This window comes from Paenibacillus ferrarius, from assembly GCF_002027705.1.
Taxonomy (GTDB): domain Bacteria; phylum Bacillota; class Bacilli; order Paenibacillales; family NBRC-103111; genus Paenibacillus_E; species Paenibacillus_E ferrarius.
The window spans coordinates 39,749-65,440 of record NZ_MBTG01000034.1 but is presented as its reverse complement, the minus strand read 5'-3'; the positions used below and the strand labels follow the sequence as shown (position 1 = coordinate 65,440).

Below are 25,692 nucleotides of genomic sequence, written 5' to 3'. Positions count from 1 at the left end.
CTTAGCACATGTTTCAAATCATTTTTAATTAATCAACTTCAAATATTGCATCGCTTGTTTGATAAGCACCGCAGCCTCGGCGCGAGTGGCTGCATCTTGTGGAGCGAAGGTTGTTGCTGTTTTCCCATGTACCAAACCTTTGCTAGTTGCATCCGCTACCGCGCTGCGGGCATAGTCCGACAACTGGTCTTGATCGGCAAATTGGGTATTCGTCACAGCCTCCGGTTGCGTGTCTCCCTGAACGAGATGGACAGCTTTCATCATCATGACTACCATTTGCTCTCTCGTAATCCGTTGATCCGGGTTGAATCTGTCTTCGCCAACACCTTGAACCAAGCCGTACTTCGCGGCTGTACCTACTTCTGATGCATACCACTGGGTGGCAGCAACATCGGTAAATACGGATGGTGTCGTTTCTGTTGGTAACCCCAATCCTCTTACGAGAAGTGCTGCAAACTGAGCCCGGGTCACTTGCATTTCCGGCGTATACGCGCGATCCGTTGTTCCGTCGATCACCATTTTGGAAGCCAGGTTCTCAACATCTTTCTGTGCCCAGTGTCCGTTCATATCGTCAAAGGTTTTCTTGTTTTGAACGATCGCATAGAGACTGTTCGTATTTCGGGTTATGGTTGCTTCTGTTTTGCCGTTTTTCACAGTGAACACCGATGGTACAAACTTCAGCTCTCCTGTGATCGGATCGTAAACAACCGCAGTCGCAATCGAAGAATCTTGAATGGTGCCGTCTACATTCATCACACGTGTGATAAAACTATTGCCAAAGTTCGTAATTTCAACTTCTTTATCCTTGGCTTTCAGAATCACTTTGTAATCGATCATATCGCTTACGCGTTTCATACCTTTATTTGCGATGGATTGTTCAAATTGCTTCTCATGCTGCGATTTCGCTTTATCCATGCGAATGATCAGCGTCGCGCCTTCGACATTTGCCAAACTCGCAACATCCTCACGGTTCAGGATGGACAGCGGCAAGTTATATGATCCCAAATGGCTTCTTAGGGTCAGAACCGTTCCTTTATTTTCTTTCATACTGTTGTACAAAATATCAAGCGGCAGCTCTGCGGCATTCCTTTCATACTCGCCTGGCATCTCGAAATTAAGGATAGAGCTCGCTTCAGCCTTGAGGTCTGCAAATTTCTGCGCCAGTCGTTCGCGATCGATGATTGCAGTTACAACTGTTTGACTTTCTTGTACAGGCTCGATCCTAAGTTCCGTATCCTTGGGTACGTACTTAGTTGGATCTTCTTTCACTGGCGATGCAGTTGGATTGCCAGAACTGCTGGAACTGCCAGATCCAGAGCTAGGATCAGGGCCTGAATTGTCATTTTGCCCGCTTATTGAAATCGCCTTTACTCCAAAGACGGCTGAACCATCCGTTGCTGTGGCAACTACCTTCACGGTTCCATCCTTCACGGCCTTCAGTACGCCTGTTAGATTGATGATCGCTTTATCCGTCACTGTTGCGCCATCGGCTTCATAGACAGCCCATGTCACCGACTTATTCATAGCAATGACAGGAAGCACCGCAGCTTGCAATTGAAGGCTTCCGTTCTTCGCGATAATCGCCGACACATTGCCTGCGCTTGTGATATTAATCGTTGCCACTTTCACAGGATCAGTGCCTGGATCGATAATATCCGTTTGACCGCTTAGGGTAATTACCTTTTCCCCATGAACACCGGAACCGTCCGCTGCCATTGCAACGACTTTCACAGTTCCATCCTTCACGGCCTTGAGCAAGCCGGTTTGATCGATGACTGATTTATCCGTTGCCGTGCCACCCACTTCATAAACAGACCATGTCACGGACGGATTCGTCGCATGAACCGGAAGCACTGCTGCGTTTAATTGAAGGCTTCCCCCCTTCGTATTAATGATGGACGACGCGCTGGTGACAACGACCGACAGAACCTGAACCGTCGCATGTTCAACTTTGGAAGCCTCAAACACTTGTAATGCAGCGTTCAAAGCAGTCGTTGCTTGTTCGAATTCCTCTTGGGTAGCAGAGTGATTGTCTGCAACCGACTGCGCGTCGTTAATGGCTGTCTGCAACGCTTGTTTCGAGCCTGTGCCATAATTGCCGGCAGCCGATCCTTCCACGGCGGCATCGTGCTTAGCTTGGGCATTCGCGATCAACGCGACAAGCGCCGTTTTGTGCGCATTTTCCGATACCGTTACGTTAGCAACTGCATGTAACTCAGTTCCCGCTACCGTTCCGTTTACGCTAAAGCTGCCAGCTTGCTCATACTTGGCAGGATCGATCGATTCCCATTGAACCGATTTTTGTTGCGTCGTCGCATCGCTGTATTTAACCGTTACGACCGCCGGCAACTCCGGTTCGATTCCGATAGGCGTTGCTACAGCTACCGGTATGATTTCGGTAATTGCAGTGTTCCACTTGGCGTACAACGTCATGTTCGTACCTGAAACCGTATCCACAACGAAATTCCATGCTTGGGTCAGCGCCGCATCCTTATACCAGTCGACAAATGTGTAGCCTGCTTTCGTTGGTGCTGCCGGAGCTGCAATCTTCGAACCTTCATCTGCAACGACAGGGGTGACTCCGCTGCCTCCATTACTGTTAAAGCTTACGGTCGAAGTTGTCGTAATGAACTTCCACTGCTGGTTTAGACTGCCATTGTCGTACCATTGGAGCGCTAATGCACCATCTGCAGTTGATCCACCATCGAGATCAAGAAACTTACCACTGTTGCGATTCTTGATTTTAAAGTATCCGTCGCCGGCATCAACCAACTGCCACTGTTGGTTCATCTCTTTCGTTCCATTGTCCGGCCATTGTATATTTTGAGCACCATCAGCCGTTGAAGCCCCGCTAATATCCATCATCTTGCCACTGTTCACATTTTTAATCTTAAAGTATCCGTTGCCTGTAGCGATAACCTGAAATTTCTGGCTAGTCAATCCGCTAAAGGTCCGCTGTTCAATTCTTGCACCATCTGCTGTCGAATTGCCTTCTACAGTCAAAGGTTTATTACTATTTCTACTGACGATTTGATAAGTTTTAGTTAAATCAATAGGTGCTTGAGGAATCTCTCCTGAAAACGTAAGTTTAACGACATAAGCATCCGCAGTATACGGTTGAGTTGGCATCGTAATCTTCAAGCCCGAAGTATCTTGTGTAGGGGTTGGAAGATCAATATAGCTGCCTGCTGTTGCACCCAGCAATTGAACACTTGTTAATTTGCTTAAGTTCATACTCGAACTAAGTGATGTAATATTTAATTGAGAGCCCGGCCAGCCCAATACTGTAGCATATAGGGTATTATTAGCTTTGTTTCTTGTAAAACGAATATCTGTATTTTTTCCTTCTATTGGGGTAACAAACTGTCCGCCGCCCATACTAGTAGGCCCTTCTCCGTATGTTGTCCAAGGGCGCGTAGAATAAATCGACTCACCAAATTTCTTGAGATAGTCACCCATACCCAGCAAAATATCTTTTTGTGCTTGAGGGATTGTACCATCCGCCGTTGGCGAAACATTCAAGAGCATATTCCCATTTTTACTAACTCGGTCTATTAAAGAATGAAGCATGGCTTGACGTGAATAATATTCTATGCCATTTGTATAAGACCAGCTTGAACTGCTGAGCGCATCATCCGTTAACCAATATGGGGTAACAATCTCTGCAGGTCCACCTCTTTCATAATCAACCACTTCACCATTTGTGTTAAAAGCAGGATCATGTATTTTATACGTGGCCACCACTTCTTTGTTCCAATCAATTGCTTTATTGTAATAGTATGATAAAAAATTTAAACGCTGTGTTTCAGCTACTTTATTCACATCAAAATCTTGCCATAAAATATCCGGTTGATAACCATCGATAACTTCTTTTAATTTATCATACCAGAGTTGGTCTGATTGCTCTTTCGGCAATTTACCATAAAGCTTTTGTAGCGAAGTCGTGCTCGGAGTTGGGGCATACTCATAAAATCCATTAAAGTTATATGCATGATGCATGGATGCTAATAGTTTCATGTCTTTTGCGCGAATTGCTGTTGCAAATAGACCTAACAGATCAAGCTTTGGTCCAGTTTGTACCGAATTCCATTCATTCACTGTACTGTTCCACATCGAATAACCGTCATGATGCTCCGCAACTGGACCGGCAAATTTCGCACCCGCATCCGCAAAAAGTTGCGCCCATTCATTGGGATCAAAATTACCGCCTGCAGATTTCAATTTAGGTGCAAATTGTCGGAATACACCTGATTTATCGTATCCGCCAGTAATAAATTTATCATAAGGAAATTCAGTCGGTGTACCAAACGTATTGGTATGGTAGGTATTAACGTAGTAATCAGGAATATACATATTTCGACCGTACCATTCATTGTTGAATGCGGGTACACTAAAGGCTCCCCAGTGAAAATATATACCAAATTTAGCATCTTGAAACCACTCTGGGGATGCAGTATGTGTATCTACTGAAGCCCATGTCGGCTGATACGTAGTGGCCGCATTTGCCGTAATAGGTACTGTACATGTAAGTACCATCGCAATCATAACAAAAACCGTCAACATTCTTTTGGCATAGCCTTTTACTTGTTTCATAACTATATCCATCCTTTCACTATAATAATGTCCTGATCTCGGCTCAATATATGATTGAACCAAGATCAGGATATTGAGCTATTTGGTATTAATTAATCAATTTCAAATATTGCATCGCTTGTTTGATGAGCACCGCAGCCTCTGCGCGAGTGGCTGCATCTTGAGGTGCGAAGGTTGTTTCTGTTTTCCCATGAACCAGACCTTTGCTGGCGGCTTCTACTACCGCGCTGCGGGCATAGTCCGATAACTGGTCTTGATCAGAGAATGGGTTATTCGCCACTGCTTCTGCTTTCGCTTCTCCCTGAACGAGATGGACAGCTTTCATCATCATGACGACCATTTGCTCTCTCGTAATCAGTTGATCCGGGTTAAATCGACCTTCACCTACACCTTGAACCAAGCCGTACTTCGCTGCTGTACCTACTTCTGAGGCATACCACTGGGTGGCAGCAACATCTGTAAATACGGATGGCGTCGTCTCTGCCCGTAACCCAAGTCCTCTTACGAGAAGTGCTGCAAACTGAGCCCGAGTGACTTGCATTTCCGGCGTATACGTACGGTCCGTTGTCCCGTCGATCACCATTTTGGAAGCCAGGTTCTCAACATCTTTCTGTGCCCAGTGACCGATCATATCGTCAAATGTTTTCTTGTTTTGCACAATCGCATAGAGACTGTTCGTATTACGGGTTATCGTTGCTTCTGTCTTGCCGTTCTTCACGGTGAACACCGATGGTACAAACTTCATTTCTCCTGTAACCGGATCGTAAACGACCGCAGTCGCAATCGAAGAATCTTGAATGGTGCCGTCTACATTCATTACGCGTTTGATAAAGTGATTGCCAAAGTTTGTAATTTCAACTTCTTGGTCCTTGGCTTTCAGAATCACTTTGTAATCGATCATATCGCTTACGCGTTTCATACCTTCCTTAGCGATGGATTGTTCAAATTGCTTTTCCTGCTTCGATTTCGCTTTATCCATGCGAATGATCAGCACTGCGCCTTCCGTATTGACCGCACTCGCAACATCCTCACGGTTCAGGATGGACAACGGCAGGTTATAGGATCCCAAATGGCTTCTTAGAGTCAGAACCGTTCCTTTATTTTCTTTCATACTGTTGTACAAAATATCAAGCGGCAGCTCTGCGGCATTCCTTCCATACTCGCCTGGCATATCGAAATTGAGGATAGAGCTGCCCGCAGCTTTAAGATCTGCTAATTTCTGGGCCAGTCGTTCACGATTGATGATTGCCGTTACACCTGTTTGATTTTCTTTTACAGGCTCGATCCTAAGTTCCGTATCCTTGATTACGTACTTAGTTGGATCTTCTTTCACTGGCGGTGCAGTTGGATTGCCAGAACTGCTGGAACTACCAGATCCAGAGCTAGGACCAGGGCCTGAATTGTCATTTTGCCCGCTTATTGAAATCGCCTTTACTCCAAAGACGGCTGAACCATCCGTTGCTGTGGCAACTACCTTCACGGTTCCATCCTTCACGGCCTTCAGTACGCCTGTTAGATTGATGATCGCTTTATCCGTCACTGTTGCGCCATCGGCTTCATAGACAGCCCATGTCACCGTTTGATTCGTCGCATTCGTCGGAAGCACCATGACCCCTAACGGGAGACTTCCTCCCTTCACATTAATACTTGTCGATGCGCTTGTGACTGCGATAGACGTCACATTAACAGGACCAGTACCGGAATTGTCATTTTGCCCGCTTATTGAAATCGCCTTTACTCCAAAGACGGCTGAACCATCTGTTGCTGTGGCAACCACCTTCACTGTTCCATCCTTCACGGCCTTCAGCAAGCCGATCGGATTGATGATCGCTTTATCCGTAACTGCGCCATCCACTTCATAGACAGCCCATGTCACGGACGGATTCGTCGCATGAACCGGAAGCACCATTGCGCTTAATGGAAGGCTTCCGCCCTTTACAGTAATAGCGGACGATGCGCTTATGATGTTGATCGACGCCACATTTACAGGATCAGTGCCTGGATCAGGATTCACATTTTGCCCAGAAATTTGAATGGATGTTTCTCCGCGAACCCCCGAACCGTCCGTTGCCGCTGCAGCGACTTTCACAGTTCCATCCTTCACGGCCTTCAGCACCCCGGATTGATTAATGATCGCTTTATCCGTTGCCGTACCATCAACTTCATAGACAGCCCATGTTACTGTCTTATTCACTGCATTTGCCGGAAGCACCTCCGCACTTAGCAGAAGACTTCCTCCCTTCACAGTAATAGCGGACGATGCGCTTGTGATGTTGATCGATGCAACAGTGGCTTGACCGATAACAGAAGCTTCAAACTGCTCCAGTGCCGCGTTCAAAGCATCGGCCGCTTGCTGCAGTTGCTGCTGCGTAGCCGAGCCGTTGTTAGCTGCTTGCTGCGCCGCATCAATCGCTGTTTGCAGCGTTTGTTTCGCGCCAGCCGGATATTGACCGTTGCCGCTGCCTTCGACTGCGCCGTCATGCTTGACTTGCGCATCCGCTACGAGCGCAGCCAGTTCCTGATACTGAAGGTCGCTCACATCCTTGCTGACATTGAACTCTGCCGCAGAAGCGTATCCTCCATGGCCTGCCGTAGCGCTAAGCTTCACATATCGGCTAGCAACCGGTGCAAATTCAGCGCTTTTCTCCGTACTGTCATCGTTCCACGTTCCGCTTGCCGCTGTGTTGAAGGTTACCCCGTCCACACTTGTCGAGATCTCATATGCCGTGATGTTGCCGTTGGCGTTACCGTCTTGTCGCGGTAAGTACTTCAGCTTCGAAACGACATAAGCACCTCCAAGATCGAGGGTAATCGACTGCGGCACATTCCCCGACGAATCCCATTCCGTATGCCAGAAAGTCGCCAGATTTCCGTCGATCGCCTTGGTTGCTTCATTTCCGCTGTGTTGGCTGGTCGAAATCGCTGTCATTTCGTTTTGCGGAATCTCGTTCGGATCATACCCAGCAGCAACGATCCTCGACTGGATGTCCGCGCGGTCTATCGACACAAAGGTATTGTTCGCGCTGGCACTCTTCTGTCCCGTCAGACGGATTCGCAGGACATGCCCCTGGTTCGCCAAATTTTTGCTTTCAAAGAGCAATTGCTGATCCGACCTCGATGAAGCATACGTGTCAACCAGCGTTTCAGGTCCATCGTCGATCGAGATGGCAGCAATTCCCTGATTATTGTTTTTAGCACCGTATAACTGCACTTTGGAGCCTGTAAAGTATAAGAGCGCATAAGCGTCCGATGTGTTTGAATAGTGGTTGTCACCGCTGAACGCGCCTGACTCGGATGCTGCGTAGCCCCAATCTGGGCCATACACAAACTGGTCAGCGCCTGCCCCTGTCACATTATCATTCACAGTTCTGTCGAATGAGAACTGAAACTTCTGATTGCTTCCCGTACCGGCTGTGCGCTGTACGAATTGTACGCCGCCTGATGTACTGCTTCCTGGAATCTCAATGACTTTACCGCTGAGCCGATTGTTAAATTGATAGTAACCGTCACCGGCATCTAATATGGACCATTCGTCATTATAAGTTGCATCTTTCGTGTAGCCAACTTGGACGATCCCCGCTCCATCTGCTACTGAGGCATTCTGAACAGCAAGCACTTTCGAACTGATTCTCGAGACAATTTTGTAATATCCGGGATCCGTCTTCATAAACAACCATTGTTGATTCGGCCCTGTGCCTGCTGACCATTGAATGATCTTGGTCCCGTCTGCGCTGGAACCGCCGTCTACATCCATGCGAAGCTGGCTGTTCTGAACGGTGAGGTTGAACGTTTTTTGATCGAATGGATCGCTCACGGGATTGACTTTCACCAATTGATTATCTGCATTCGTCAATGACGATTGGACCAATTGTGTACCTGAGGCACTACTGGCGCTTGGAACAGTCAATGCTTTACCGCTGCCGCGATTGACCAGCTTGTAATAACCGTTTGCTTGATCAACTAGTTGCCATTCATCGTTTAGATCAGCATCTGCGGTGTACGTTTGCTGCACAAGTAGTGCGCCATCGGATGTAGAGGCTCCAAGGACGGCGATTGCTTTATTGCTCTTGCTGTTGACGATTTTGTTGTAGCCATTCCCGAGGCTCACTACCTGCCATTGTTGGTTCGTTGCCCCAGATGATGGCATCTGAATAAGGGAAGCTTGTTCATCCGACGATGCGCCTGCGATATCCAGCATTTGGCCGCTGATCTTCATTTTTAGACTGTACAGTTGCCCATCTTTCGAAGGAATCGAGCTTATGGTGTACACATCCCCCACTTGCGTGTCAAAAGAGATCTGATTGCTGCTATCCGTCGTATAAGTAACGTTCTGACCTGCTTGATTGGTAACAATTGCCCCAGCAATATTGGGGTAAGAAAGCTTGGCTCTTGTTCCGGCAAGCGATTTGACCTGGATACTCGTCGCCCGGGATTTCGTCCAATCTACGCCAACTTCAAATCCGCCTCGCGCCACTATTCCCGAGAAATTTCCAGTTGTCCACGTTGAAGGCAAAGCCGGTAATATATCGATGATGTTGTCCACTTGACTTTGCACGAACAATTCCGGATAATAAGCGCCTCTTACTTGCCATTCGTTCACAAATTCACTTGTCGGATAAATGTCTGCAAGGGAAATTGCTCGATCCCCATCATATAGACGAGCCCACATGAACGCACTATCTGGATGGTATCCACCCGATCCACGCATGTTCAGCGAAACCTTAACGGCATTAAATAGTTCAGGCGTGTACTTTTTCGTGATCTGGTCGAGAAATCCAACGCCAATTAAATGGGAAGCATGGCGGTGGCTCGGATCTACGATCGAGTAGTCATTATTCCATTCCTTTATTTCTCCGCTGCTTCCAATTTGATAAGGAAGCAATTTCGGCAAGGCAGTTCGGATACGATTCAGCAAATCAACCTCCGCAGGAGAGTTTGCTTCCAGTATATTCCCTGCTTCAAGCACATTTTCAAACAACTCTCGAATGACTGTCATATCGATGGTTGAACCTTGACTGACTGCAATGGCAGTGCCATCTGACAATACATACTTCGTCTCGGGAGAGCTAGAAGGCGATGCAACCAGATAGCCATCCTTGTTTGTAACAAGTAAATCCAAGGCAAACTCTGCAGAACCCTTCATGAGCGGGAATGCTGTGCCCTGAAGATACGATTTGTCCTGTGTGAACCGATAATGATCATACATATTAAACATGAGCCACATGCCGCCCGTAAGCCAGATTGCCCATTCATTGTCACCTGCACTAAGTTCCGTTTTCGCCCACAAATCAGATGCTTGGGGCACCATCCACCCGTCAAAGCCGAAATCGGATTGCGCCGTTTTCGCCCCGTTTATTGATAAATTTCCAAGATACTTCCAGAGTGGATCGCCATTCTCTCTCAGATTCCCCGCCTCAATTAACGTATACGTTTTTTCTACGTTTTCATTAAACCAATGTGCCCCATATGAGTTCGTGTACCATTTGTTCATCCACATGCCATTCTGGTTCAGAGGACGGTCGAATGTATTGGCCCTAGAACCAGCAATGGAAACGTAACGGGCGTACTGGTAGGTAAGTGTGAACGGTTTGGAATTACCGTTAGCTTCCGTCCATAACCTGCGAAACAAACTCCGATGATCAGCTTGGTGTACATCCAAGAGCTGAGTATAAGTTTTGGCAAATGCAGCGTCCATGAGGCCCGTTACAATCGGAGTAGGATTATTGCCGCCTTGGCTCGGATTCGGATTGGTAAACGGATCTTTGTAACTAGTCGCGTCCGCATAGAGCAATTCGATAACCGCAGCGTTAGAAATGTTCAAATTACCATCAACTGCTGTTATGGTCCCTCCCGTCGTTCTGGCTCGAAGACGAGCATCAAATGTCATGCCTCTCCCGTTTTCCCACTGACTTGCGTAGTCATCGTATGGAGCCGTTCCTGTCATCTGGATCTCGCTCCCCGATGAAGATACCGTTCCATGTGTGTTCATTTCTGCCGGGAGCTCCATCTTAGCAGTCATGCTCATCGGCTGTCCGCTGTCATTGGTCATGCGTACGACCATAACGCGATCGGGGTTACTGGCAAATACTTCACGCGTATACGTCGTGTTCCCCACTTTATACTTGGTTGTAACCATCGACTTATCCAGATGAAGCTCTCGATTATAGTCCGTATATCCCGTCGTATTCGGGACATCCAGGACGATATTGCCAATCGGCAGAAATTCAGCCAATTTCTCTGATCCCCACATCCCCATTGCTGCCGTCTCAGCTGACTTTAATTTATTCTCACGATCCGTTACTGTCGTTGCTGTATCCGCCCCAGCAAGCAAACTTCTCGTCGCATCCAGCGCTGTTATGCGATTCGGATCAGATCGATTGAACGGTTCGCCGGAATTAAACGTTTTGTCATTAAGTTGAAGAATTTCGGTCGCTACGCCACCTGAAACTTTAGCGCCGAAGTAACCATTTCCAACGGGGGCTCCGTTAAAATCTGTCCCACTTGCCGGCGTTGACCAATTTATTTTCAAATCGTCCCAATTGCCCTTTTTCAGAACAGGCATTTCTGAGTTCCCTGTCTCAGCCGCAGATGCCTGCGAGATGGAAGGAACTCCTGATGCAAACAGCAACGTGACCAGCATTGATAACGAGGTTGTAATGGCTGTCATTTTTCTTAATTTTCGTATTCTCATCAAAATCTCTCCTTATTCGGGACAGTATCCGCATGCTTCGTTCTACTCATCATGCAGATGCATAGCCCTTATTTCATCAACAAGAAGAAAGGAGACTTACTGAATAAAGTCTCCTTCCCCGCACACACTTTTCTTTAATGAGTGATCAGATGTTTCGCATTAATTAATCAACTTCAAATATTGCATCGCTTGTTTGATAAGCACCGCAGCCTCTGCGCGAGTGGCTGCATCTTGCGGTGCAAAGGTTGTTGCTGTTTTCCCATGAACCAGACCTTTGCTAGTTGCTTCCGCTACCGCTTTGATTGCATAGTCCGACAACTGGTCTTGATCAGAGAATTGGTTATTCGCCACTGCTTCTGCTTTCGATTCTCCCTGAACGAGATGGACAGCTTTCATCATCATGGCGACCATCTGCTCTCTCGTAATAAGCTGATCCGGGTTGAATCGGCCCTCACCTACACCTTGAACCAAGCCGTACTTAGCGGCTGTACCTACTTCTGATGCATACCACTGGGTAGCGGCAACATCTGTGAACACGGATGGCGTTGTTTCCGTCGGTAACCCCAGTCCTCTTACGAGAAGTGCTGCAAACTGAGCCCGAGTCACTTGCATTTCCGGCGTATATGTGCGATCCGTTGTTCCGTCGATCACCATTTTGGAAGCCAGGCTCTCAACATCTTTCTGTGCCCAGTGTCCGTTCATATCGTCAAATGTTTTCTTGTTTTGAACGATCGCATACAGACTGTTCTTATTTCGGGTTATGATTGCTTCTGTTTTGCCGTTTTTCACAGTGAACACCGATGGTACAAACCTCAGCTCTCCTGTGATCGGATCGTAAACAACCGCAGTCGCAGTTGAAGAATCTTGAATGACTCCATCTACATTCATCACGCGTGTGATAAAACGGTTGCCAAAGTTCGTAATTTCCACTTCTTTATCCTTGGCTTTCAGAATCACTTTGTAATCGATCATATCGCTTACGCGTTTCATACCTTTATTTGCGATGGATTGTTCAAATTGCTGTTCATGCTGGCTTTTCGCTTTATCCATGCGAATGATCAGCATTGCGCCTTCCGTATTGACCGCACTCGCAACATCCTCACGGTTCAGGACAGATAGCGGCAAGTTATATGATCCCAAATGGCTTCTTAGGGTCAGAACCGTTCCTTTATTTTCTTTCATACTGTTGTACAAAATATCAAGCGGCAGCTCTGCGGCATTCCTTTCATACTCGCCTGGCATCTCGAAATTGAGGATAGAGCTGCCTGCAGCTTTAAGATCTGCTAATTTCTGCACCAGTCGTTCGCGATTGATGATTGCCGTTACAGCTGTTTGACTTTCTTGTACAGGCTCGATCCTAAGTTCCGTATCCTTGGGTACGTACTTAGTTGGATCTTCTTTCACTGGCGATGTGGTTGGATTGCCAGAACTGCTGGAACTGCCAGATCCAGAGTTAGTGCCTGGATTGTCATTTTGCCCAGATATCGTAATGACTTTGTTCCCATAGACCAGCGAACCGTCGTTTGCTGTGGCAACCACTTTTACGATTCCATCCTTCGCAGCTGCCAACAAACCGTTTACGTCAATTCTGGCTTTATCTGTAGGTGTTCTGCCATCCGCTTCATATACCGCCCATGTCACCGACTTATTCGTAGCATTGGCAGGAAGTACCGTAGCGCCTAATTGAAGGGTTCCGTTCTTCGCGGTAATCGTCGACCCATTGCCTGCGCTTGTGATGTTAATCGTTGCTACATCTACAGGATCAGTGCCTGGATCGATAATGTCCGTTTGACCGCTTATGATAATAACCATTTCCCCATGAACACCGGAACCATCAGTTGCCGTTACTACTACTTTCACGACGCCGTCTTTCACAGCCGTCAACAATCCGTTTGCGCCAATTGTCGCTTTATCCGTTACCGTCGTGCCATCCGCTTCGTATACAGCCCATGTCACTGTTTTGTTCGTGGCATTGGCAGGCAGCACCGCTGCTTGCAATTGAAGGCTTCCGCCCTTCGAGGTAATCGTCGTCGTCGAACTTGTGACAGCGATCGATAGTACGTTCACCTGTCCAATCTTGGTTAGCACAAACGCTTGCAGTGCGGTGTTCAACGCTGCCGTTTCAGCTTCGAATTCCTGCTTAGTAGCAGCATTCAGGTCTACAAGTTGCTGCGCATGTGCGATTGCTGCTAGCAGGGTTGATTTCGAGCCTGCTGGATAATTGCCGACTGCTGTTCCTACTACAGCAAAATCATATTGAACTTGGGCATTCGCGATAAGCGCCACTAGATTAGCTCTATACGTGTTTTCTGTAACCGTTACGTTCGCTACAGCGGGTATGACGGTGCCATCTACTGAACCATTCACGAGAAAACTGCCAGCTGATTTATACTTAGACGAATCTACCAGATCCCACTGAACCGACTTATCGGCAGTTGTCGCATTGTTATACACAACTGTGACACTCGCAGGCAGAACCGGCGGAACATACGTAGCCGTAACTACGTTTACTGGCATAACTCCCGAAATCACGGGTGTCGCTTCAACATTCAGCTTAGTCAGCTTCGCATTCGCCCAATCGCCGTGATCTTCACTGTTTCCATTGCCGGAATCAGTAACTTCCAATATTAGCTCTTTATAACCTTTAACATTCACCTTCACAAATTTGGCATCATCCGACACTCTCAACAAACTTCCGGAGTAAAGCGATTCGATCGTGTCATCGTTCTTCACTCCTGACACTTTAAACTGTATCGAGCCGTTGCCTTTGTAACTTCCGCCGTTCACTTCCTTATCTACACCGATAAAGGCGGAGAAGGTTTCATAATTAGCTCCAGTAAGATCATACTTGATCGTTGAATTGGCATGAGTCCCAAGGCCTTTGGCAAAGGAGATATCCTCGGCCCCATTCTTTAATACGATCGCATTGCCGGCGATGCTCTTGTCTTTCTTCACATCCAACCAGCCTGAGGATGCGCTTAGCCAGTTCAGATCGCTCAAATAGTCAACTTCAGGCAATTCTTCCTTCTGTTCGGATTTGCCTTCCGCAATTCTAAACGTTGCATTGGCCCAGCTTGCATGATCCTCGCTATTATCGTTATCGCTCTTCGTCACAACAAGTTCCACAACGCTTGCGCCAGCTACATTGACATCAACCGCTTTGGCCAAATCAGTAACCTTCATCACACCGCTCGCAAATTTCTCTACGCCGTCTACAAGTACCTTGAATTCCACGTCGGCATAAGACGGCGATTTGGCCATTTCTTGGTCGACCCCGACAAGAGCCGTGAAGGACTCATAATTTTTATCGGAAATGTCAAATATAATTCTCGACTCGGCATGTACGCCAAAGCCCTTCTCGTACGTTGCAGCGCCGCTATTGCCCATCAGCCTTATTGTATTTCCGTCCAGGCTTTTGTCCTTCTTAACGGTTAACCAACCTGAAGATGCACTTAACCATTCCAGGTCGCTCGCATAACGATCCGCCAATTCAAAGTTCAGCGTGTAGATTTCCTGTGTCGCTCCGCCGTCAGCTGTAGCTGTGATGGTCGTTGCGCCTGGCAAGCTGTCGGCTGGGTGGATGACCAATTGCACGTCTTCAGATGCTTTGTCCGCTGTCACTGTTGGCACTTCCAGGTTTTTCTCTCTCAAAACAGTCAGCGTCGCCGTACGATTCTCAGAATTAAGACCTTTGACGGACACTCCGTTCACTTTCACATTTTTAATCAGAGAAGGCAGTTTTTCCACTTTCCATAATTGACTGTCGCTTCCTGTATACGTGTTTTGAACAACCGGATTTCCGTCAGTTGCAGAACCGTTGCTGATTTCCAAGGCCAATCGGCTGTTTACGTTGGTAATTTTGAAGTAACCATTGCCAACATTGGAGATGGTCCACTGCTGGTTTATGGCTGGAGGATCTGCAGAAGTTTCAGAATCTGTCCATTGAATGACTGGTTTTTCTGGCGTTTTGCTGGCACCTGGAACATCCATCACTTGTCCGCTTTGCTTATTGGCAATCTTATATTTGCCCAGACCTACATCATCGATAACCCATTGCTGATCCAGCGCACCCGATTGGGTTCGCTCAGCAACAGCCGCTCCATTCGCTGGCGAATTCTCAACTCCCAATGCTTTGCCAGTCGCTTTATTGACGATGCGATACAACGTGTTGACATCAAAGGAGTCAATCCCCGTCCGAGTTGGAACTTCATTGGTGTATGAGCCGACTGCCAGCTCGCCTGCAGCAGCGAAGCCGCCTACGGCCGAATTCACTTCCATTTTGACATAGCGTGCTGTTTGCGATGGGAAAGTCACACGTTTCATGGTCTTGTCCCCATCCCATGTTCCGCTAGTAACCGAAGTGAAGTTCGTACCATCTTCGCTCACGTATAACTTATAGGAAGTAATCATACCTTGTGATAAATTTTGCGAAGGCAAGTAATTCAACAGATTAATCTTGTTGTACGTGTAGCCCAAATCCAATGTAATGGATTGAGGCAGAGATGTGTTGGTTTGCCAAACAGTCTCAGAGTAAGTGTCGTTTACATAATCCATAAGGCCATCAATCGCATTGCTTGCATTCCCGCTAGTAGCCGTTGCCGAATTAGCTGTAATCGGATGCTCCATCACGATTGGCTGCCCAGGCAGTGGAGGACGAGATGCATTCGGCGACCATGCTTGTCCAATCTCCCCCAATCGATTGACTACGTTGTTATCCAGTTCCCCATCCGGATTCGGTGAAACGTTGAGCAAAAAGTTTGTATAACGCGGTTCCAAAAAACCGAGATGATCCTGCACAATATTCTGCACGCTTGCCGGCTCTGTATTCGTCATCCAATTGTGCCAGAACCATTGACTGGACACGAGCGGCATGCCCTGGTTAGCGGCATACGCATTGTTGGAAGGCGCCCAAACGCCCTTAGGTTCTTCAAAATAAATAATGTCCTCATCCCATGGCTGCGTTTGTCCATTGTGATCCACAATAAGAATATTAGGCTGTAGTCGCTTTATGAATTCGCGGATTTCTTGATATGGAACTTCATTATGACCCATCTCCCAGGCCCAGCCGTCGATAATTAGAACCGGTATTTCGCCGTAATTCGTCAGCAACTCTGTTAGTTGCCCTTTAATAAATTCGATATCCGCTCTGCTGACGGAACCCTTTTGAATACCTTGCTGACGATCCCAAATGGAGAAGTATAGCCCCGGCAAAATTCCTTTAGCGCGCATGGAATCTACATATTGCCTTACGATATCTTTCTTGTAGGAGCTGTTCATCACGTTATAATTGCCATATTTGGTTGGCCACAGGGCAAATCCGTCATGATGCTTGGTCGTTAGAACGGTATATTTGATACCTGCGGATTTGGCGGCTTGCGCCCATTGGTCTGTATTCACATGCTCAGGATTAAAAGATAGTGGATCTTGTCCTGGCGTCACCCATTCCTGATCGTGATAGGTTCCCATGTTATAGTGGATAAACATACCAAACCTGAGATCCACATAGTTTTTCTGATTCGTGTAACTATCATTCACAACGGGGCTTGCTGTGCTTTGAATATTTGTACTCGCAAAAACGGGAGCCACCGTGACAAAAAGAAGCATAAATATAAGTCCTACACATGTTGAAATCTTTTTACACAATTAATTCCCCTCCTATACACTTGTTGTTTGTTTCACAAACATAATGATAAAGCGCTTACAATCGTGCGCTTCACAAAAGATTTTTCATCGATAATAATAAAACCTGATCTCGGCTCAACTTTTAATTGAACCGAAATCAGATTATCGAGCTGTTTGGTATTAATTAATCAACTTCAAATATTGCATCGCTTGTTTGATAAGCACCGCAGCCTCTGCGCGAGTGGCTGCATCTTGTGGAGCAAAGCTTGTTGCTGTTTTCCCGTGTACCAATCCTTTGTCAGCGGCTTCTGCTACCGCGCTGCGGGCATAGTCCGACAATTGGTCTTGATCAGCAAATTGGGAATTCGTCACAGCTTCCGGTTGCGCTTCTCCCTGAACGAGATGGGCAGCTTTCATCATCATGACGACCATTTGCTCTCTCGTAATCAGTTGATCCGGGTTGAACTTGCCTTCGCCAACACCTTGAACCAATCCGTACTTCGCCGCTGTACCTACTTCTGAGGCATACCACTGAGTGGCAGCAACATCTGTAAATACATTAGGCGTCGTCTCTGTCGGCAAACCAAGTCCTCTTACGAGGAGTGCTGCAAACTGAGCCCGAGTGACCTTCATTTCTGGCGTATACGAGCGATCCGTTGTTCCGTCGATCACCATTTTGGAAGCCAGGTTCTCAACATCTTTCTGTGCCCAGTGCCCGTTCATATCGTCAAACGTTTTCTTGTTTTCAACGATCGTGTACATACTGTTCGTATTACGGATCACAGTTACTTCTGTCTTGCCGTTTTTCACGGCGAACACAGACGGCACAAAACGAAGTTTTCCGGTAACCGGATCAAAAGCAACCGCTGTAGCAGCTGAAGGGTCTTGAATGATGCCATTTACATTCATTACACGTGTGATAAAGCTGTTGCCAAAGTTCGTAATTTCTACTTCTTTGTCCTTGGATTTCAGAATCACTTTGTAATCGATAATATCACTTACGCGTTCCAGACCTTTATTTGTAAGCGATCGTTCGAATTGCTCTTTAGGCTGCGCCTTCACTTTATCCATGCGAACGATCAGCGTTGCGTCTTCTGCATTAGCAAGACTCGCAACATCCTCACGTTTCAGGATCGAAAGCGGCAAATCATACGTGCCTAAATGACTGTGTATCGTCAAAATAGTTCCCGGATTTTCTTTGTACCCGTTATACAAGACCTGAATCGGCAGTTGTATGGCGTTCGATGCATGCTCACCAGGAATTTCAAAATTGAGAACAGAACTACCTTTCCCATGAAGATCTGTTAATTTTTGAGCCAACCGTTTAGGATCGATCGTCGCCGTTATTGAGGTCTGCCCGTCTTGTGTAGAATCGATCCGAAGTTCCGAATCATTCGGCACATAACGAGTCGGATCTTCTTTCACAACTGGCGGCGTAGTCGGGGTTACAGACACAGGATTCGAATTAGAACCTGAACCGGGATCGGGATCGGGATTTGATTGGTTGCTTGTGATCGAAATCAATTTGGAACCGACGACTCCAGAACCGTCATTTGCCGTTGCCACTACTTTCACAACACCGACCTTGGAAACGGTCAAGAGGCCAGAGTCTTTATCAATCGTCGCTTTATCTGTTGGCGAGCCGTCTCTTTCATATACAGCCCATGTTACTGTCGCATTCGTTGCTTCGTCCGGCGACACGACAGCGCTCATTTGCAGGGTTCTGCCGAGCAAGTTAATAAGATCGGTCGGGCTGGTGACCGTGATGCTTTGAACTTTCACTTCTGTGATCGCACTATTTTTGAATGTTGTCAGTGCGTTATCCAACGTACCCCTTGCTTGTTGGAGCTGCTCGTTGGCGGCAGACTCGTTATTGAAAACATTCTGTGCGGCATTGATGGCATTTTGCAAGGTTTGTTTCGAGCCTGCAGGATAATTGCCGACTGCCGTTCCTTCTGTGGATGCATGAAGCTCCAATGTAGCATTCAGGATAAGCGTCTCAAGCGCTTTTCTATCAAAGTAGACGCCCTCTATTACGCTTACATTGGCAACAGCAGCAAGCGTAGTTCCATCTACCACTCCGTTCACGCTAAAGCTGTTTTTCACCGCATAGAGGGAAGGATCGATCGCATTCCATTGCACCGCTTTGTTTTCCGTTTTGGCATTGTTATAACGAACCGTTACTGTCTGAGGCAGTTTTGGCGCAGTATAAACAACTGTGGTCACATTTACCGGCACGACTTCCGCTATGTCCACTGGCACCCATTTCGCATACAGCGTAAAATCCGCCTGAACCGTGTTTATTGTGAAATCCCAAGCATTTTGGAATACGACATCTTGATACCAGCCGTCAAATATATACCCTTTTCTTTTCGGATTCGCTGGCGCATTTATCTTCGAACCTTCCGTCACTCCGAAAGCACCTCGAACCACACTGCCGCCATTACTGTTGTAAGTAACCTTCTTACCTGGCTGGAAGTAAGAGAAATCCCACTCATCCTGCCACCAGAATCCGATTGTTTTGTCTTGCGTGTTCACATCGATCGGCAGCCATACATATCTGGAATCTTTTAGATTCGAAGCATTCCAACGATCCCCCATAAAGATGAACTTATTCGGAACGACATTTCCATTTCCATCCCTATACGGAAGCACAAAAGTACTTTGACTGTAAAATGTCTTGTCGTTATTATAGCCTCTGGCCGGGTTGTCTTTATCTGTCCATGGACCTAAAATATTGGTCGCTGTATGATATTGGGCTGCGACTGGTTCCCAGCCTTTAGTACCTGACGTAATCATATAATACACGCCGTCTTGCTTGAAGATCGCCGGAGCCTCTCGATGATTCCAGATAGCTTTAGCCCAGTGAACGCCTTCTACCGACTGGTTATTCTCGTTCTTCGCAGGTCCGGTATAGTCATCATTCAACTGCATAACAATCTCTGTTCCGTTACCTTCGGATGCGTAGATGAGATATGCTTTGTCATCATCATCGACGAACAACGTCATATCGCGAAGCATACCTTCGCCTTCGCCGCCGCCCCATCCATTGTTCGGCAATCTGGATGTACCTAGAAATTTAAACGGACCTGTTGGCGAATCACTGATCGCAACGCCGCCTTCCGCCGCCCAATATTCACCAGCGATCGGTCCGTCTTGATGCCACCACATCACATATTTGTCCGTTTTCTTGTTGTAGACAACCTTCGGACGTTCGACAACTTTATCCCAGTTAAAATCTTTATACATCACTTGCTTCTCGGCATTCGTTTTGTCCGCATACAAGGCATTTAGCTCAGCTATGCGTTCAGGTGAATTATACCTGCTCAAAGAATTAATTGGCGATTTCATTGATCCAGTATAGTCGTCATCTCTTTTTGTAATCGTAACAACACGTTTAGGGTCAAATGGTTTCCCGCTAGTCTTATACGTCTCCGAATTTTCGCTCAAGTACAATGGCAGATCTCCGGCAGGCAATACATCTTCGCCAAGTTGCGGGTTGTTGAATACCGGCAATACAATCCCTTCATTTTTCCAGTTGTACAGGTCTATAGAAGAGTACGCATGAACGCCTGTTACTGGTACATAACCCGAGCCCACATTATCTGCCGATTTGTCTTCGCCATACCAGTAGTACGTTTTGTTCTTCTCGTTGTACACAATGCCTCCGCCATGAGCCTGAATCGGCACGCCTTCTGTATCCAGCCATTTTTCGCCGCTAATAATGGACTTAACGCTGCCTAAGCCCCGATAGAAATTGTACATATCATTCAAGACTTTCGTGTAGTAGATAATCGATTCCCTGGTCATATCGCTAAGAACGCCGATCGAGGCAATTTGTTTTTCAATCGTGTCCTCCACTTCAGGACTGATACCTACTACCGTCCGTACTTGATTAATGGCTGCTTGCAAGCCGCTTGTATTGAAAACGGTTGTTCCTGCTTTCTGACTGACTGCAATCTCCGCTACACTGAGCGTGTTGCCGTCGCCGCCAGTCGTGATGGCCTGAATCGCAACATATCTGGCTTTGCTTGAATTGAATGTAGCATTTTGAACACTCTTGCTGGTTGAGTCGAAAGAACCATTTGCTGCAAACCGGAAATTATCCTTTAGATACTGTTCAGTACCGTCTGGCGTTTTCCCGGACAAATCGTTATCGCTCAAATAAATTTTGTATTCTTTAATTCTGCCGTTCTCATTGTCTTGCCTTGGCGTAACCAATAGCTTCCCAACGTCGACCTTGCTCTCGCCCAGATCCATAATGATATAATCGCCTGATCTAAATTTTCTGCCATTGGATGCCCAGTTTGATTCATAGAAAGTGTTGGCATTGTTATCCAGAATAAGATTGGAAGGATTGGATGCATAAGCTTCAGGCGCATAGAAGAGACTAATTCCACTAACCTGCTTGAAACCCGAGTTGATCGTGTTGATTTCAGCCGTAATTTTGCCTGCCAATTTCTCAATCTCTTCTTGCGTTGCCGCCGGGCTGTTCAACAGCGCATCAGCTTGCGCAAGCTGAGCTTTCAACGTAATCAAGTAGGCAAGATCTTTGTTAAAATTGCTTATTAAATCATTTGCAACGCTAATTGCTCCAGTTCCCGCTGCATTAAGACTGGACTTATCGATAGCAAATCCGTCCTTGTTATAAAGATTGATTTCGGCAGCCGATCCGTATTGCTTGCCGGCATCGCTTCTGGATTCAAGCGCAGTAAATCTTACATAATTAGCGCCTTGCGCATTAAAAGTTGCTGTTTTCTCCGTCTTGTCTGCGTTCCAAGTTCCCTCAGCAGCTTTGTTGAAATCGGTGCCATTGTCACTCACGGAAATTTCAAACTTGGTGACAACACCATTCCAGTCTGCGTCCTGCCGAGGCAAGTATTTTAGCTTGTAAACACCGTTATACGCCTTGCCAAGATTATACGTGATGGAGTGCGGAAGGGCCGTATAAGAACCATCCCACGCCGTATGCCAATTTGTTCCGGCATTGCCGTCCAGCGTACGTTCCGGACCTTCAGTGGCTGCAGAATTGTCTGATGTTGCCGTCATCTGATTTTGCGGGATAATCCCGTTCTCATCGCTGCTTACTAGCAGGCTATACTCTGTGTTAAGTTTTGCTAGTGTAGTATCGACTAATTCCTGAGTTACATTAGGAGTGTTTTTAACCGTGTTAGCTTCGTTAACTAATGATTGCAATTTCGTAATGTCAACGCTTGCACTATTGGCAGTAATAAAATCTGTAGCTCGCTGGATAGCATTGGCAAGCATCGAAATATCCACTGCAAATCCGGGCTTTCTCAAAATATTAATCTCGGCAGCCGATCCGAACTGCGTACCGTCTCCGTTATTTGATTCATTGATTGTAAGCTTCACATGAGTAGTATGAGGCCTTGGTGTGAACGTTGCCGTTTTTTCTGACTTGTCGTTACTCCACGTCCCTGCGGCAACCGGAGAGAAATTCGCTCCATCTGTGCTGACAGCGATTTCATACTTGGTCGCAACACCGTTGTAACTGTTATCCTGTCTTGGCAAATACTTCAACTGGTACACATCGTCATAGCTGGCTCCCAAGTTATATGTAATCGTGTGAGGAGCCGGAGCCGGTGTACCGGACCAAGCGGAATGCCAGTTTGTATTCGCCTTGCCGTCTAATGTTTTGTCCGCATCCTCACCAGAAGCGGAGGTGCTTGCCGTTGCACTCATCTGACTTTGAGGGATAACCCCAACCTCGCTGCTGTCCGCATAGTTTGCTCCGTCAATAACGAAAGTAGTAATTGATTTCGGAGAAACAGTCGCATTCAACATTTTATTCACGACCGAAACTTCGGCCTTCTGTGCCACATTCTCCGTAGCGGAAGAAACGTATGGCGTTGCATTTCCTGCAACAGCATCAAACTGTGACATGTTCAAAGAAATATCTTGACTAGTCGTATTTGCATTTCTATACACGACATAGATTTTTTTCTTGGAAGGATCGTAAGCGGCTAGTGTGTTGTCATTGTTGTCTGCGATGAATCTGGAGCCTTGCGGGATAAATTTGCTGAATTGCTGCATGGCATAATATTTCTTCGTATACCACCACTCTTGCGTATCGAAATCGGCATGAATGATACCCCAGTTCATGTCCTCATTATCTCTCATGTTTTTCTCGCTCTCAATAGCCTGCCAGAGTACCCAACCATTAGGCTCAAGCCAAGTAACGTCCGTCATAATTCTATCCGCTAAGCCCAATGCCGGTTCAAAATCATCATGATTGTGAGCAATTCCAGAAGGACCAATATCCACTTCAGACATCCATAACGGCTTGCCTGCAGCTTTGGCTTGATTGCTGACTCCGACCCGATCTGAACCGCCGTAGGAGTGGGTGTTCATTTTCCCGACATTTGCTTTCGTTGTTTCATCATACGAATTCCAATTGGTTATAAAGGTATCCAGAACGGATTCATCCATTGCCGCAATTTTAACCGATTGAAGGCCTTTGGCATCCAGTTTCGCACGGGTTGCATTAATGATCTTCATTTGCGAAGCAACGTCATAATGGGAACCTTCTTGATTCCCTTTGAATTTCCAGTAGTCCGTGCTAGGTTCATTGACCGGAGAAAGATAATCGAAATTAACTTGCAAGTCCGGATCATCTCTAAAATGCTTTACAACGGTTGCCATATAGTCGGCAAAGTTATTGTATTGATCCGACTTTAAGTTATCCTTACCACCATTTCCCGTTGTACTTCCGCTAACCGTCATATAATAGGGAGCCGAATTGGAAAACGCTTCCAATTTATTGGCACCTCTTGCTTTTGCTGCTTTCAGCCACCAACGCTGATTGGCATCCTGCGACCAGTCGAATACACCAGGGGATGGCGAGTATCCAGGAACTGCACCGCCTTGACGCATAGTCTTATAGGCAGGATTTTCACCGCCGCCAATATTATATCTGGCAATATTGAAATTTAATCCTTGAGGCGAATAAAGCGCATCGGCCAGCGCATTTCTCGTTGCATCTTCCCAGCCGCCTGTTATATTGCCGAACCAGGCGAGCGATGTTCCCCAACCGTCCCATGATTGCTGCATGTGGCTTGGATCTAAATCAATCGTAGTTGTAGCGGCGCTCGCCTCTTGAGCCGTTAACCCGTAAAATGCTGGTGAAACTAATGTCAAAGCAAGGCATGAAGCAAATAACTTTCTTCCAACTTTTGTAGTCATCCAGATAACCTCCTTCTTAGATGGCATAACCATCGGAACCATAATTTGGAAACGCTTACCAGTCTCTTCAAAAAAAACGGGATCTGATTTACATCAATTCCCCCTAATAAGGGGAGGAGATGACCATGCATCCCTCTCCCATTCTCAAGCGCAAAACTTACTTGCTTGCTCTCGCTTTTGTCCATTTATCATTCAGATCGTTAGCAATCTTATCAAGCGGAGTACCGCCCATCATTTCTTGACCAAGCTTTTTCCAATCCAATTGGATCGAGTTTACATATTTATTGAAGTTCTCTCCGCCTGGAAGAAAGCTGAACTCTTCAACTTTGTTCGCTTTGTAGAAATCATTAAGGAAAGGAACATCGGCTTTAACGCCTTCCATGACAGAGTTCGCTTGCTTCTTGTTCACATAGAAGGAGTAAGCATCCGAACTGAACATCCACTCTTGGAATTTCTTAGCTGCCTCTGCATTTTTGGATTTGTTGTTAATACCGAAGAAGTTGTCCGTGAACGTCATCACTTTCAGCGGCTCCGTCTCCGAATGACGAGTTGGCAGTGCGAATGCTGCTAAGTCATCCGTGTTGCCCACTTTCGATTTGTACTGCGGCAAGTACCAAAGTCCAGCAGCAATCACCGCTGCCTTTTTCGCTTCAAACAATCCAGTCGCTTGGTCATTGCTTAAGCCAAGCGGATCAGCGCCCATTACTTTGGCATCATAAAGGGTTTGAATATCCGTGTAAGCTTTGTAGAAAGGCGTACCTTTGTCAAAAGGTTTGTCCATTCCGGCCATTTTGTCGTAGTAGTTGGCGTCACCGGATGCCAATATCGGCATGAATTCATTAAACGGATAATTCGGCCAGGAGTCCTTGCCGCCCATCGCATAAGGCTGATATTTGCCGCCCTTTTTAATCGCCGTTAATACGCTTACAAACTGCTCCCATGTTGTTGGAACGCTTAAGCCCAACTCCTTAAATACACTCGGATGATAGTAAACAAGTTCAGGGAACGAGATAACAGGCAATGCTAGAATTTTACCATCTACAGCATATTGCTTGGCTTTCGTATTTTTAGCTGTAACGCTCAAGTCATTCAGTGGAAGAAGTTCCGCTTTGAAATCATTGATGAAATTCGGCTTCAATTCGATAATATCCGGAAGCTCGTTAGCCGCTAATCTTACTTTCATCGCTTGCAAGTAATCGCCATCACTTTTGAACGTTTCGACTTCCATTTTCACGTTTGGCATAACGGTTGAAAACTCTTTTACCTTTTTAGTCCAGCTATCCAAGAATTCACTGTCGCTATCCCACATCGCCAGTTTTAATGTAACCGCATTCTCTTTTGCGGTGTTCGCTGCTGTAGGAGCAGCTGAACTGTTGTTGTTCGTAGGTGCCGCAGGTGCCGTATTAGTACCGCACCCTGCTAATCCAAACGTCAAGGCAATTGAAAGTACAGATGTTACTAATCTTTTTTTCATAGTTTTTCTTAACCCCCTCAGGAATACGTAACTTGTTATTTACACCCTTATCTTACAAAAATACAGAATACGCTTTCATTGATATATTTGGTGATTCCCATGATATATT

The 25,692-nt window shown here is 46.5% G+C and carries 5 protein-coding genes; all 5 read right to left on the bottom strand.

Annotated elements, in window-relative coordinates; genetic code table 11:
* Positions 1-24: 24 nt before the first annotated feature.
* Positions 25-4,593, bottom strand: a complete 4,569-nt coding sequence (locus BC351_RS28770) for an alpha-L-fucosidase (protein WP_079417488.1) — start codon at positions 4,591-4,593, stop codon at positions 25-27.
* A gap of 88 nt (positions 4,594-4,681) precedes the next feature.
* A complete protein-coding gene (locus tag BC351_RS28765) occupies positions 4,682-11,284 on the bottom strand; it encodes a glycosyl hydrolase family 95 catalytic domain-containing protein (protein ID WP_079417486.1) in 6,603 nt (2,200 codons plus the stop codon).
* 159 nt (positions 11,285-11,443) lie between these two features.
* Positions 11,444-16,927: an NPCBM/NEW2 domain-containing protein gene (locus BC351_RS28760; RefSeq protein WP_079417484.1), complete on the bottom strand. Its 5,484-nt coding sequence runs from the start codon at positions 16,925-16,927 to the stop codon at positions 11,444-11,446.
* A 159-nt stretch (positions 16,928-17,086) separates the two neighbouring features.
* A complete protein-coding gene (locus BC351_RS28755; protein WP_158082261.1) occupies positions 17,087-24,109 on the bottom strand; it encodes a discoidin domain-containing protein in 7,023 nt (2,340 codons plus the stop codon).
* Between the two features lie 157 nt (positions 24,110-24,266).
* Positions 24,267-25,583 (bottom strand): ABC transporter substrate-binding protein, encoded by a 1,317-nt coding sequence (locus BC351_RS28750; RefSeq protein WP_079417480.1) that lies wholly within the window; start codon positions 25,581-25,583, stop codon positions 24,267-24,269.
* Positions 25,584-25,692: the final 109 nt, after the last annotated feature.